The organism is Paenibacillus sp. sgz302190 (genome assembly GCF_059820445.1).
In genome coordinates this window covers 1-13,401 of record NZ_JBZYAO010000071.1, presented here as the reverse complement: position 1 = coordinate 13,401, position 13,401 = coordinate 1, and the positions used below count along the sequence as shown (strand labels likewise).

11 protein-coding genes and 7 tRNA genes are annotated in these 13,401 nt (G+C 50.9%); 2 read left to right on the top strand and 16 right to left on the bottom strand.

All coding sequences use genetic code 11. The features are described from left to right. Positions 1–652: 652 nt before the first annotated feature. From AC6RNO_RS35995 to AC6RNO_RS35955, 9 genes are all read right to left on the bottom strand, one after another. Positions 653–1,558, bottom strand: a complete 906-nt coding sequence (locus AC6RNO_RS35995; RefSeq protein WP_497108376.1) for a protein phosphatase 2C domain-containing protein — start codon at positions 1,556–1,558, stop codon at positions 653–655. Then, complete coding sequence (locus tag AC6RNO_RS35990; RefSeq protein ID WP_497108375.1) at positions 1,551–2,108, bottom strand: GNAT family N-acetyltransferase; 558 nt, start codon at positions 2,106–2,108, stop codon at positions 1,551–1,553. The genes AC6RNO_RS35995 and AC6RNO_RS35990 overlap by 8 nt, the downstream gene beginning before the upstream one ends. Beyond that, positions 2,105–3,349 (bottom strand): Gfo/Idh/MocA family oxidoreductase, encoded by a 1,245-nt coding sequence (locus AC6RNO_RS35985; protein ID WP_497108374.1) that lies wholly within the window; start codon positions 3,347–3,349, stop codon positions 2,105–2,107. Before AC6RNO_RS35985 ends, AC6RNO_RS35990 begins: the two co-directional genes overlap by 4 nt. A gap of 34 nt (positions 3,350–3,383) precedes the next feature. Then, positions 3,384–4,214: an ABC transporter permease subunit gene (locus AC6RNO_RS35980; RefSeq protein WP_497108373.1), complete on the bottom strand. Its 831-nt coding sequence runs from the start codon at positions 4,212–4,214 to the stop codon at positions 3,384–3,386. Between the two features lie 13 nt (positions 4,215–4,227). Beyond that, positions 4,228–5,100: a carbohydrate ABC transporter permease gene (locus AC6RNO_RS35975; RefSeq protein WP_488438457.1), complete on the bottom strand. Its 873-nt coding sequence runs from the start codon at positions 5,098–5,100 to the stop codon at positions 4,228–4,230. Positions 5,101–5,133: 33 nt separating this feature from the next. Continuing rightward, on the bottom strand, positions 5,134–6,486 hold the full coding sequence (locus tag AC6RNO_RS35970) for an ABC transporter substrate-binding protein (RefSeq protein WP_474686782.1): 1,353 nt from the start codon (positions 6,484–6,486) through the stop codon (positions 5,134–5,136). A gap of 203 nt (positions 6,487–6,689) precedes the next feature. After that, positions 6,690–8,216 (bottom strand): response regulator, encoded by a 1,527-nt coding sequence (locus AC6RNO_RS35965; protein ID WP_497108372.1) that lies wholly within the window; start codon positions 8,214–8,216, stop codon positions 6,690–6,692. Continuing rightward, positions 8,216–10,045 carry a histidine kinase gene (locus AC6RNO_RS35960; RefSeq protein ID WP_497108371.1) on the bottom strand — a complete coding sequence of 610 codons (1,830 nt, stop codon included), beginning with the start codon at positions 10,043–10,045 and terminating at the stop codon, positions 8,216–8,218. The genes AC6RNO_RS35965 and AC6RNO_RS35960 overlap by 1 nt, the downstream gene beginning before the upstream one ends. Positions 10,046–10,327: 282 nt before the next feature. Then, positions 10,328–10,846, bottom strand: coding sequence for a DinB family protein (locus AC6RNO_RS35955; protein WP_497108370.1), 519 nt, complete (start codon positions 10,844–10,846; stop codon positions 10,328–10,330). 125 nt (positions 10,847–10,971) lie between these two features. Between AC6RNO_RS35955 and AC6RNO_RS35950 the strand changes: the two genes are divergently transcribed. Together AC6RNO_RS35950 and AC6RNO_RS35945 are read left to right on the top strand one after the other, a co-directional pair. Further along, positions 10,972–11,928, top strand: a complete 957-nt coding sequence (locus tag AC6RNO_RS35950; RefSeq protein WP_497108369.1) for a WYL domain-containing protein — start codon at positions 10,972–10,974, stop codon at positions 11,926–11,928. A gap of 176 nt (positions 11,929–12,104) precedes the next feature. Beyond that, positions 12,105–12,548 (top strand): SgcJ/EcaC family oxidoreductase, encoded by a 444-nt coding sequence (locus tag AC6RNO_RS35945; RefSeq protein ID WP_497108368.1) that lies wholly within the window; start codon positions 12,105–12,107, stop codon positions 12,546–12,548. 113 nt (positions 12,549–12,661) lie between these two features. Here AC6RNO_RS35945 and AC6RNO_RS35940 read toward each other — a convergent pair. The 7 genes from AC6RNO_RS35940 to AC6RNO_RS35910 all read right to left on the bottom strand — a co-directional run bounded on the left by AC6RNO_RS35940 (position 12,662) and on the right by AC6RNO_RS35910 (position 13,371). Beyond that, positions 12,662–12,746: transfer RNA gene (locus AC6RNO_RS35940), tRNA-Leu, on the bottom strand. A gap of 10 nt (positions 12,747–12,756) precedes the next feature. Next, a tRNA-Lys gene (locus AC6RNO_RS35935) sits at positions 12,757–12,832 on the bottom strand. Between the two features lie 17 nt (positions 12,833–12,849). Then, a tRNA-Asp gene (locus AC6RNO_RS35930) sits at positions 12,850–12,926 on the bottom strand. A 33-nt stretch (positions 12,927–12,959) separates the two neighbouring features. Further along, positions 12,960–13,036 (bottom strand) — tRNA-Met (locus tag AC6RNO_RS35925). 66 nt (positions 13,037–13,102) lie between these two features. Beyond that, positions 13,103–13,178: transfer RNA gene (locus AC6RNO_RS35920), tRNA-Val, on the bottom strand. Between the two features lie 38 nt (positions 13,179–13,216). After that, positions 13,217–13,288, bottom strand: a tRNA-Glu gene (locus AC6RNO_RS35915). Positions 13,289–13,295: 7 nt separating this feature from the next. Further along, positions 13,296–13,371 (bottom strand) — tRNA-Asn (locus AC6RNO_RS35910). Positions 13,372–13,401 lie beyond the last annotated feature (30 nt).

The following is a 13,401-nucleotide window of genomic DNA, read 5'->3' as shown; positions in this document are numbered from 1 at the left end:
CGTTATTGGTGATGTGGCTAACACCTTTCCAAGCAGGGTTCCCACCTGCTACCTCACTCGACCTATGCTTGGTCGCTCCACTTTCGCAGGTTTTCTCCCTACCAAGCCGCTTCCTGCCCAGTTATGCAGTTCCACAGCCTACACCGGGAGAGGCGCGCGTTGGAACCCCACTGATTCCCCTAACCCTACAAAGTGTCTCGGCTTTCTTAGGTTTTCACCCCAGACCAGCCTGCCAAGCCGCCGCATGACCACCCGCTGTGCAGCACTGCAGCCCACGCCGGGAGAGGCGCTCATTAGGAAAGAGCCAATGCACAACGTTAGCACCACCGTCTTTGGATGGCAAAAGAACATGACTTGCAAAAACGTCCTGATGGCGGTAGAAAATTGCGCGATACCTCTTTCATGACGCCGGGCTGCAGTATTCATCGAATCTATGCTTGCCAAAACCCGAGAATATATAAATTCTGGCGTGTGAGATAACCCCCTATCGAAATCTTTCGAAGATGGGCGACCGTGTTCAGAGGTAGGTTTATTCGCCAATAAGAATGCTGTTCTACGCGCTTTAGCGCTGCAAAGAACTTTAAACATTCTTATGTGGTCAAAAAAACCGCACCCGGAGCGATCGCTCCTCGATGCGGTTTTTTACAAGGTTTCAAGAGAATTCCACAATAACGGCTGTTTTATCGTCCGATTTTTTGTGGCGGGGATACTGCTCGCATAAGGAGTCGAGCTCTTCCATGCAAACAAGCTCATCCATAAAGCGTTCGATTCCTTGCTCGTCCAGCCGGGAAAGGAACCGCTCCCATTTATGCGGATCGTCGGAGTTTTCGATAAAATGGAACAATCCGTCCGTTACGGCATACAGCTTAACGATGCCCGCTCTGGAAATGCAGCCGTATTCCATCGCATATTCAAGGGCGGGATCGCCGTTCATGACGGAGTAACCGTCAAGAGTGTTCGCTTTGCTGCGGTTGCTCTCGGACAAAGGCAGCAGCAGAGCATGAATCTCTTCCTGCGTCATCGCCCCGTCTTGCTGCAGCTCCCGCTTCTTGTTCAGCGTCAGCAGGTCGAGTGCGGCGACGTGATTTCTCGTCAGCACGCGGACGCTTCCGTCCTTATACCGCGCGAAAAGCATGCAATCGCCGCTTTGGATAAATTCAACCCGTTTGCCGTCCACTTGCATCACGGCAAATACAGCCCCCCAGCACGCCGGCTTGCAGTCCGGATCGATGCCGGCCGCCTGCATCCGCTGCCGCAGCTCGGCATTCGCCCGGAGCACGGCATCCTTCAGGCTGCCGCTCCGCTCCTCCGCGTGCAGCTCGGCAGCGAGCAGCTGCGCGGCTATATAGCCGCCGCTGTGGCCCAAGCCCGGGCCGGCGGAGCCGGAGACGCCGGAGCCAGAGCCAGAGCCGCTTGCCAGGGCGGAGACGCCGTCAATGACGCCATAAATATGGCGGCGATCATTGATCACCAAGGCGTCTTCATTCGGCATCGCACTCCCCGGCCGGGTGCCCGCTTGCACGTGCAGCCCCAAATCCGGCGCATTGTCGTCATTCATGCGGTTCGCTCCTTTGCTCCAATTCAATATTCAACTGCCGGGATACATCCCTCCACCTGTCCGGATGATTGTCATGCCGGTAAACGGGATGGAACTGCAGTTTTACGTACGTTTTTATGGCCGGTAGGCGAAAATCGTCGGTTTCCAGGACGGCTTTTTGCCTGCCGTCCTCTTTCATTTGCCACAGCGCCGCAAGGCTCACGGCATACCCGAGCCCCTTGCCGGCGTAGTCCGGATGCACGCCCACCATATGCAAATATCCGCAATCGTCGCCCCATTCCGGTTCAAACCAGGCGGTCGCCGTCGCTACCGGGGTATCCCCGCAAAAAAGGAACAGCACGCGTTCCTCCCGAAAGTAAGGGCGATTCCCGATTTCGTCCCGAAAATCCCTGTTCCATCCAAAAGAAAGGCGGACGACGCTTTCCCAGCTTCCCTCGTCGCCCGGCACAAAGTGACGCAGGCTGAAGCCTGGCGGCAGCTCCGGGTGCGGCAGCCCGGTTAAGCTTTCTCTGCGCATGACCAACTGGGGGAGCTGTCTTTCAGCCGTCATTGCCCATCCCCCCGATGCGCTTTCCGATTTTTCCTGAAATCCGGAAACGTTACAGGCTGTCCGCCCTTCGCGGCGGATTCCATCGAGAGCGGAAAAATGCTGCTCCATAGGGCCGCGTCGTATACGTCGATCGCCGGCGGGCGTTTGCCGCGAACCGCCGAAGCGAACTCCTCCAGCACGAAGAAATCGCCTCCTTCGTGACCGGACGCAAGCGCATGTTCCTCCCACCGCCTCCAGAGCGGGTGGTCGTACTGCGGCTGGTAGCGCCGGAGCGGCTCCCACATTTCTTCCCGCTCGTCATCGTGCCGCTGCCAATCTTTCAGTTCCATCCGCGGGGACCGCCCCTTGAACCAGATCAGATCGTCCTCCTGCTCATGGCGGGCCGACACGTAAGCGCCCTCCGTCCCCTGCAGCACGTAATGCTTCTTGTTGTGCGGACGCGCGGACGTCCAATCGACGCGCAGCGTGATGAGCACTCCGCCGCGGGTTCGGATCGTCGTTACCGCCGAGTCTCCCTGCTTCCAGTAGCCTTCTTGCGCGGCGGGATGGCCGGCGCCCAACTGCTCGTGAAAGTGATGGCGCAAAGCCCGTGAATTGGATACGAAAGTTGACATGTACGCCAATTCATCGCTGTCTTGTTTGTTCAAGGCGATCCATTGCGCTAGCGGTCCGATCGAATGCGTCGGGTAATTCATCCCGTTGTAGGAGTGATGAAGCTGGCCGCGCCACGTCAGCGAACCGTCCGGGCTTAAACAGAACGGCCGCAAATCGTGTATGTATCCGCCCTCCATATAGGTGATTTCCCCGAACATCCCTTGCTCCGCCATATAATGAACGGCCAAATTCGAGCGCGTATAGCAATAGTTTTCGGCCATCATGTACACAAGCCCTGTCCGCTCCACGGTTTCGACAAGCTCCCAAGCCTCTTCCAGCGTGAGGGCGGCGATGACTTCGCTGAGCACATGCTTTCCCGCTTGCAGCGCCTCGATGGATTGGCGGGCGTGCAAGGGCATCGGGCTTGCCAAAAATACGGCGTCGATGCCCGGATTTTGCAGCAGCTGCCCGTAGTCCCGGCACAATTCAATCCACGGGTAATCCTGTTTCCATTGCTGTAAAACGCCCTCGTTGATATCGCAAATGGCGGCGAGTTGGATGTGTCCGGCCAGCGCGGCGAGCGTTTGCCGGAAACGGCCTCCCCGATTTCCGCCGACAATAGCCAAGCGAAGCGGTTGATGCGTCATGAATCGTTACCTCCAGTTGCTTATGCATATTATATTACTTGACGGAGCCGACGACGAGACCTTTTCGAATATACCCCTGCAGCGCAGCGTAAATGATAAGAGGCGGCAGCGAGGTCATGAACAAGCCTGCCAATAGCAGCGGGTAATCGGTGTCGAACCGCTTCAAAATCGTCGCCACCGCAACCGTCATCGTCTTCAGTTTATCGGATTGCAAAAAGATTAACGGCGTGAACAAATCGTTCCACCAGCCGGTCGCATTAAAGATCGCCAGCGTAATAATGCCGGAGCCCGACAACGGCACGATCATGCGCAGAAGCGTTTGAAAATAGCCGGTTCCGTCTATTTTGGCCGCCTCCAAAATTTCGTTCGGGATGCCGCGCATCAGCGAAGTCAGCAAAAAAATGTTGGACGGAACGCTCGTGATCGACCACATGAGAATGACCGACCACAGATTGTCCACGAGCCCCAGGCGCGACATCAGCAAAAAATTCGGAACGATAAACGTGATGCTCGGGATCGTCATCGTGGCGATGATGAGCATGTACAGTGCGGACCGGTGCCTGAACCGTATTTTGGCGAACGCGTAGGATGCAGGAATCGCAATAAGCATCGATAGCGCGAAAGCCGCGGCGACGCAGAACAGCGTATTGCCGAACAGGCGTACCACATCGAAGCGCAGATACAGGGCTGCATAGTTCAACATATGCCATTGATCGGGAATGCCGCCGGGATTTTTGAAAAAATCGACGGCGGTCCGCACGCTGCTCATTCCCATAAACAAAATCGGATATAAATCGACGATGGCGATCGCGGCCAGAATGAAATAAATGACCATATTTGCAAGTAGCGATCTTTTTCTGGACATGCCGCAAGCTCCTTTATTCCTGAAACCGGTCGGACAATTTGATTTGTCCCCACGAGACGATCAATACGATGACGAACAAGACGATGGACAATGCGCTCGCATAACCGAGCTGGTCCGGCGACTGAAACGCTTTGATATAGATCATGTAGTCGATTGGCGTCGTTTCCAGCCCCGGCCCTCCCCGGGTAACGGAAAATACGAGCGAGAACAAGCCGATAAAACAATAAATGACGTTGGTTACCGTGAAATAAACGATCGTCGGCACGAGGGACGGAATGATGATATGGAACAGCCGCTGAAACCAGTTCGCGCCGTCCATGCTGGCCGATTCGAATATTTCGTGCGAAACGGACGATAGACCGGATAAAAAAATGAGCGTTCCTTGCCCAAGCGTTTGCCAGTAAAAGCAGAAGATAAGCACCATGAATGCCGTAGGCACGTACGAGAGCCAGTCCGTATTTCCGCCGGGAAGCCCGAGGGCGCGGATGAATTGATTGACAACGCCAGACTGGGCAAACATCGTCCGCATCAGCAAGCCGACTACAACCGCCGACAGAATGGTCGGGATGTAAAAGACCGATCTGAAAAAACGCCACCCCGGCACTTCCTCGAACAAAAGCACGGATACGATCAGCGAAAGCAGCAGTATTCCCGGAACCGACAGCAGGAAAATAACATTGTTGCGCAGAAGCGTCCATAATTGGCCGTTCGTAAAAATAAACTTGTAATTGTTGAGTCCGATCAAGTAGGACGTGTTTCCATCCCACTTGGTAAAGCTGTGAAACCATGTATTGACCATTGGATAAAAAACAATAACGGCCAGCCCGACAAATGCGGGCAGAAGCGATAAGTAGCCGGATAACGTTTCTTTGGTACGATAATGCATCGCAGGAAGCCTCTCTTTATAAATGAAGCCTGTTTATTTTTGGGCCAATAGCTCGTCCCGCTTCTGATCCAGTTTGGTCAGGAAATCTTGGGGAGCAAGCTGCTGCTTAATGACCAGTGTGTTCAAAGAGCTGATGTATGACGACAATTCGGATGGATAAATGTTGTCCGGCCAAAAAATCGTGCTCGTCTCGTTCGCCCATTTTTGCTGCTGAATAACCAGCGGATCGTCGGTAATTTTGCTGACATCGCTCTTCTTCACGTTGAGCAGCTTGCCGTACCCGTCCTTGAAGCGGGCAGCTTGCTCTTCCTCGCTCAGCAGGAACAAAATAAATTTCATCGCTTCTTCCGGGTGCTCGGACGATTTGGATACGACGAAGTCGGCTCCGCTGCCCCCTACCCCGCCGTTATGCACAAGCGCGGTTTCGCTGTAATCGGGAATTTTGATCATGCCCAGGTTGTCGCCGAGCGCCTCGCGCGCTTCCTTGATGTAGCTGAATCCGCCGAAGATGAGCGCCACCTTGTTGTTATAAAACTGGGTTTTCGCCTGATCGGTCGTGACATAACCGCTTTTGTAAAGCTGAACGTATTGATCGACTACACTAAGCAGCGTAGGGTTGTTGAATTTCATTTTCCCGTTCACGATGTCGTTGATGCCGGACGTTCCGACCATTTGCGCGAACCAGTAGTCGAGGAAGTATACGAAATCGCCGTCGTCGCCCATACCGATCGGGGTAACGCCCTTGTCTTTCATTTTTTGCAGCATGGCCGTAAACTCTTTGGCGTTTTTGGGGTTCGCTTTTTCCGGATCGACGCCGGCGTCCGCGAACAGCTTTTTGTTGTACAAGATGCCGATTGTGCCGTCGCTGCCGTCAGGAACGCCGTAGATCGTGCCTTGGTCGGCGAAATTTTCGGTAACCGAGTTCCATCCGGTCAAGGCGTCGATGTCCTCTTTTTTCAGGAACGAATTGAGCGGCTGCAAATATTGCTTCAAATCAAGCGTATAATTGCCTGACCACAGGTTCGTAATATCGGGGCCGTTTTTGGCGATGCCCGCCGTTTGGAACTTGGTCATCGCGTTCGTGCCGTCCGGAATATCCTGAATATCGATCGTAATGCCCGGATGCGCCGCTTCATACCGTTTGATCGCTTTGTAAATATAGAAATCTTCTTTTTTCTTCGTTTTGTCGTTCTCGTCAATCGTCGGGTAGGATGTGTTCCAAAATACCAGCTTCACATTTTTCTGTGTGCCGCTGCCCGCAGCGTCGGCGTTTTGCGTTGAAGCGGGACCGGTCGTCTCGCCGGCTCCCTTGTTGCTGCTGCAAGCCGCAGTCAGACCGATGCATGCGACGAGCAGCAGTGCCATCCATTTTTTCCGTGTTACCATGCGATTTCTCTCCTCCTGTTTATCCGCTGTTCTTTGTAGGCTTGCTAGGACTATTATAGAAAAAGCGATGCCGACCGGACATTACAGGATCTGACCGATTATTTATCTTTTTATCCCCAAATCGCGGGAATGTAAATATTCCATAAAATGTTTGTAAATAACGGGTTATGCCATTTATCATGTTTAGTTATCAAGGTTCGCGGTCATGGCTGCAAATAACGGGACGGGGAAGCTCCGCGCACCTTTTTGAACATGCGGGTAAAAGAGCTCAAGTTCAAATAACCGAGTATCTCGGAAATTTCGGTCAAGCTTTTGCCGTTTTTCATCATCATGATGGCCAGCTCCGTTTTTTCGTACAGCACGAATTCGGTAAAGCTCATACCGTTCACTTCCCGGAATAGCCTGCTCAAATAAGAACTGTTCAAGTGAAAGGTGTCGGCAATTTCCTGCTGGGATATTTCTTGATGCAAATGATTTTTAATATATTGTTTGATCAGAACGATGATTTTGGTTTTGTCGTAAATGGAATTGGTCAGCGAAAGCAGGCGTTCGGCCCGCTCCATGTCTTCGATAAAAATCGCGGCCGTTTGCTCCAGCTTTTGCGTAGCGTACAGTTGATCGACCAACTGATGGTTGGGGATCGGTTGTTCCTGAACAAGCTCTTCGCAGGCAGACCAAATTCGGAACAAAAATTCCGTAAACATATTTTTGACAATGTTGGGGTTCAGGCGGGGGGAACGGATCAGTTCGGCTTTCAAATCGGCAATTTTTTGCTTGGCTGCGGCAAATTGCAGCGTGCCGATGCATTCGTAAATCTCTTTTTTTATTTCCTGCACTTGCTCGGACATCATTTCGCTCCAAACGATCGCTTCGTCGTAAATACGCTCGTCCGTGTCATAGTACTGCAGCTGCAGCAGCTCGCCGGCTTTGCGGTCATGCGCTTGCCATTCGTGGGGATGGAGGAATACTGCGCTCAAACCGATTGAAAAATGGATGTCCTCCTGTTCGCTGACGTTCCGCATCCAGTGCGCAATGTCCGATGCGGCGGGAAAGCCGGAGCCGATGAAATGCCATCTCTGCCTTTGCCCCTCTTTCACGCCGCCGATAATCGACTCCCCGAACTGCCGCAAGACAAGCTGCTCCAGCTTCATAAGTTTGGCGTCGGTTTGCGATTTGGCGTTCAATTGGATGACGCAGGCCTGAAATTGCCCCGCCTTCAGCGCTGGAGCCGATTCCGGCAGTTGATGGCGGATTTGATCCGCGCTCGTCACGGCCCCGTTCAGCCAGCTTTGCAAAAAAGCTTTGACCGGCAAGGCCGCTGTTTGAATCGCATCCGCCCGCAGCTCCTCGTTCCGTTTTGTCCGTTCAACGGAAAGATTTTGCAAAATGTCGCACAGCTCTTTCATATCCAGCGTCGATTTCAATAAAAAGTCGGTCACCTGCAGTTGAATGGCTTCCCGCGTATATTTCATATTGTGATGGCATGTCAGCACGATGAATTGAGTTCCCGCTCCATGCGTTTTGGCAAAGCGGATAAACTTCAGCCCGTCCATCTTCGGCATCTCGATGTCGACAAGCACGATGTCGGGAAGGTGCTGCTTGAACATTTCGTACGCTTCGATGCCGTCCTTGGCTTCGCAGACGAGGTCCATGCCGAGCGTAGACCAGGGAATCGCCTTTCTTAAGCCAAGCCTGACCAAAATTTCGTCTTCAACTATCATCACTTTCATCAAGATTCCCCCGCTTTCTCATGATCCGCCGTTCTATAGGGAAGGGTGATCGTTACTTGCGTATATTCGCCGATCCGCGAATCGATTGCGATGCCGGAAGCTTCTCCGTATTCCAGGCGGAACCGCTGCTGCAAATTAATGAGGCTAATCCCGGAAGATTGCCGGCTCGGGCGTTGTTTCCAATCGGACTGAAATAGCCGGTTGACAGTCGCCTGCTCCATTCCGATGCCGTTGTCCCGTATGACAATAGCCAGCGTCCCATCCCGAACGCGGGCCTGCACCAGCACGTGCGGTTCTTTGTCGAAAGGATCGGCAAACCCGTGAGTAATCGCATTCTCCAGTATGAGCTGCAGTGAAAATTTCGGGATCGTCGCTTGCCGCGAAGGCTCGTCCAATTCAAGCTCGACATGGATTTGCCGCATCAGCCGGATTTCCTGAAAACGAACGTAGCTCATCGTATAATCTTTTTCCTCTTCCAGCGTGCTGTAGAGCACATCCGTATTTTTCAACGTATAGTCCAGCATCCGGGTCAACGACAAAATCGCTTCCGCCATCGTATGGCTGCCGTCCAAAACGGCCAAAAACCGCAAAGCGTTCAAAGAATTATGCCAAAAATGAGGACGCATTTGCTCCTGCAGCGAATGCAGTTCCAGTCTTCTTTTCTCGCTTTCTCCGCGCTTAATCGTTTGAAATTGTTCATGGATTTGCTCGAAAAAAAGAAAAATTCCGCGGTTTAACGTCTCGATCTCTTTAAATCCTTTGTACGCATAAGGGGCGGGAGTCAAGCCGTTCCCCGCATTTCCCGCGTTTCTCACGATTTTCGACAATTGCCCGATGGGCAGCGTCACTTTCGTGTACAGAATGCAAAAGAAGGTGACGATCAACAAAATCGACAGCGCCGTCATGAACGCGGTTGTCCGCCAAATGTTGATGCTGTCCGCTTGCAGCAAATGCGGCGGGATTAGCGAAACCATCGTCCACGGCGTGGAGGAAATTTGTTTGAAAATCAAATAATACTCGGTTCCGTTCAGCCGGATTTTTTGCGTGCCCGTATCCGTGTTGCGGGTTTTTACCGTCTGGTAAATGCTCTTCAACGAGTCGGTGTCCTGAGACAGCGCCGGAGCCAAATTTTCATTTTGAAAAATTTTTTGCCCGTCCCCGGAAAGAATGAAAACCGGGTTCTGCTCGTTGATCTGAGCTCTGTTCAACATGCGTTCGATCAAGGCTCCGTTCATCTCAATAACGAGAATGCCCAGGGAGCGGTTGTTCTGGATGATATTTTTACTGACGTACATGGCGTTCGCAAAAGCATCGCGATGAAAATCCGCAGTCACGTTCCAGTGAAGATAATTGTTATCGAGCGATATGCGCTGGTAATACCAAGGGAAAGTGGACACCGTTTCTTTGAGCCGCTTCTCCTCCCAGACGTTCAAAGCCGGATAAGCGTACAGCCCTTTCTGATCGGTAAGGATTTGAATATTGATAGGAAGCCTGACATGATAATATTCCGAAAACAGGCGAATTTGCTCTTCCGTCTTTTTTTTGATTTGAGTGCCGTCCGACTGCAGAGCGCCGATTAAATCCGGATTATTGGATAATGCGCGCGCAAAATCGTCCATATAATTTAAATTACTGGATATGTTGACCGACAAGGAATCCATATTTTCAACGATCATTTGGTGGTACTGCTCTTCGATCGTCCGCGTCGATTGCTTGCTGATGACATAACCCTGAAAAGCTATGAGAAACAAGATCAAGAGAGAAATCAAAATAAACAGCAGCAGCCTCCAACCGGAAAAAAACGTACGAATATTATGTCCCCAGCTCAAGTGTACTTATCTCCCCGCCTTTAGTCTTAATAGTCAATTATAGCAGGCTTCAACAAAAACAATTTTTAAGATTGCATTAACGAAACGTTACCCCAAGCGCAACGGGAACACGGAGTGACGGCGGGGGCATCGTAAAAACAAAAAATCACCCTGGGGGGGTGACTTATAAATGTATCGATTTTGCGGCCCGCGACACCACCGGCCATCTTGCAGGCTTTGTGAACGGTCAGGCCAATCCACCGTCTTGGGACGTTACAAGTACAAGCTGTGATATGGTTTCGGCTATAGCGTCCAGGAATTGGATGCCGGACCATACAAGTCACGCATGGATACCGGAAGTCCCAGCTGCTTCATGTAGGTAAACATTTGACCTCGATGATGATAAATATGCGTCGTGATCTCCATCAACCATTTTATCTGAGCAGCAGGTTGATGTTTGGCAAAGAATGGGGCGGTTGATTTATAAAGCAGCTCCTTTTCATTCAAGGAATTCATGTAGCTTTTTAACTCATGGAATCCGCGGTGCATGACATCCGACAAAGAGGCAGCGTCTCTTAGATGCATGACCGATATGGCCAGATTCCTCACTTCCTCCTTGGATTGCTCCTGCAGGATGGCTAGTTCCAGCGCAGGGACGTGGACAAGATGACGGGCAAGCTCGAGCAAACTCCGCATATTCTCGCCGGGACGATACTCCCATTGGTCCTCTTCAATTATGGAAAGCAATGCATTGGTTGTGGTAAGAGCTAGCTCCATTTCTTGAAAAAGAAGTTCTTTGATGTGGGAAATATCTTGATTCATCCTCTCTCATCCTTTCTAATCTGCAAAAGTATTGTCGTCAATGACTATAGCACGCAAATAAGTCAGATCTTGGCTTATTTGCATGGTAAAATAGATGAAAATATGCGGCGAGGAATGATCCCGACTTGATAAAATCACAGCGCTTAATTCGACTAATGATGGTGATCAACGCTAAAAAATCGTTTACCGTTAGAGAACTCGCCGACGAGTTTGGTCTGTCTCCGCGCACGATCACCCGAGATTTACAGGAATTGAGCGAAGTCGGCTTTCCGATCTATACGGTACAGGGACGCGGCGGCGGTTATCGTCTGCTCCAGGAGAGGATGCTGCCGCCGATTGCCTTTTCGGAGAATGAAGCGGTCGCTATTTTTTTTGCTTGCCAATCTTTACAGTATTTCGGTTCGGTTCCTTTTGATGAGAGTGCGGCATCGGCGATTCATAAGTTTTATCATTACTTGCCTGCTAGTGCGAAGGAGCAAATCGATCGGCTCAAGAATCGAGTGGTGATCTGGAACCCTCATCGAACCATGTCCGCGGATTGCCTCCAAATCTTGATGCAAGCGATCATGATCAACAGCGTTGTGACGATCGCCTATAAATCCAACGATGGAGAGACGCAAAGAGAAATTCAACCAATCGGCCTCTATGCGAGCGAAGGATACTGGTACTGTCCGGCTTACTGTTTCCTGCGGCAAACGTACCGACTTTTCCGCGCGGATCGCATCGTCTTCGCTAGCTTGAACGATTCGTTTCCTTATAGGGAAGATTTGAGCGATAGATCGGTCTTTGATTGGATTACCCCAAATTTGGCACGTTTTAAAGATCAATGCGATTTGATTGTCGAGCTTACGGAGGAAGGCGTACGTTTGCTTGAAACCAGCGTTTGGTTTGGACCCTATATTGAGGTTCGCGAAGACGGAGGCAGAGGCGGAAAAATCAAAATTCGAATTCCTGTACAAAAAATATCTTTTTTTGCGGATTTGATCTGGCAACTGGGAGGGGAAGCGAGGATTTTGGAACCTGCAGCAGCTGTAGATTACATCAAACAAAAAATAGAAACGACCAGACAGCTTTACCTTTGAACCGGCTGACGTCTGACAAAATGACCAAGGGGCACGAAACCAAAATTTGGCTCTCGGAGCTTCGTGGAACATATTTGAAAACAAGATTGTATTGTCCCATGAAAAATAATACATGCTATAATTGGAGGAGCCGACTGCTCGTGGTCTTAATAACGCCTTTTCAGGAGGAATGGATAATGGATGATACAGATGAGATTCAAGCACTCTACGAACAGCTATTAGCTGCGTGGAATAATCGAAATGCTCGTGGGATGGCTGAATTATTCTCTGAAAATGGTGAGCTTATCGGCTTTGACGGGAGTCAGGCGATTGGATCGGATGAGATATACTCACACCTGAATCCAATTTTCCAGGATCACCCCACTGCTCGATTTATAAGCAAAGTCAAAGAGGTGCGATTTCTAACTTCAAATGCAGCTATACTACGAGCCATTGCAGGTATGGTGCCTCCTGCACAAACAGACATTAACCCAAAAGTTAACACACATCACACTTTAATCGTCGTTAAAACTGAAGGAAGTTGGCGTATAGAGCTCTTTCAAAATACACCGGCTCAATTTCATGGAAGACCTGAGTTAGTGGAGCAAATGACAGAAGAATTAAGACAACTTCTCAAATGAACCAAAATTCCTTTTACGCTCATTCTTCGCGAAAGCCTGAGCAATCAGACAAAATAAAAAGGTTCCTAATCTGCATCAAAAAGCAGATCAGAAACCTATTGTTGATGTTGTGATGCGGTCGAGAGGACTCGAACCTCCACGGGGGGTTAGCCCACACGGACCTGAACCGTGCGCGTCTGCCAATTCCGCCACGACCGCAAGTAAAACATGGTGAGCCATGTAGGACTCGAACCTACGACACCCTGATTAAAAGTCAGGTGCTCTACCAACTGAGCTAATGGCTCTAATTCAATTGTAAAAATGGCGGAGCCGACGGGATTCGAACCCGCGGTCTCCTGCGTGACAGGCAGGCATGTTAGGCCTCTACACCACGGCTCCACACTGGATAAAACAACTTAACCTTTAGGAGGTTGGTTGCGGGGGCAGGATTTGAACCTGCGGCCTTCGGGTTATGAGCCCGACGAGCTACCGGGCTGCTCCACCCCGCGTCATTAGGACCTTGTTAGAGTCTCCATTTAATAACGAAATATGTACCAACTACGATATTTCATTAATGGTGGAGGCTGACGGGATCGAACCGCCGACCCTCTGCTTGTAAGGCAGATGCTCTCCCAGCTGAGCTAAGCCTCCATGGGATATCGGAATCACCTTTGTATGGTGAAACCTTATGACCCGTAGGGGATTCGAACCCCTGTTACCTCCGTGAAAGGGAGGTGTCTTAACCCCTTGACCAACGGGCCTTGAAAATGGCTCCCCGAACAGGACTCGAACCTGTGACAACTCGATTAACAGTCGAGTGCTCTACCAACTGAGCTATCAGGGAACAGTGCTTGGCAACGTTCTACTCTCCCAG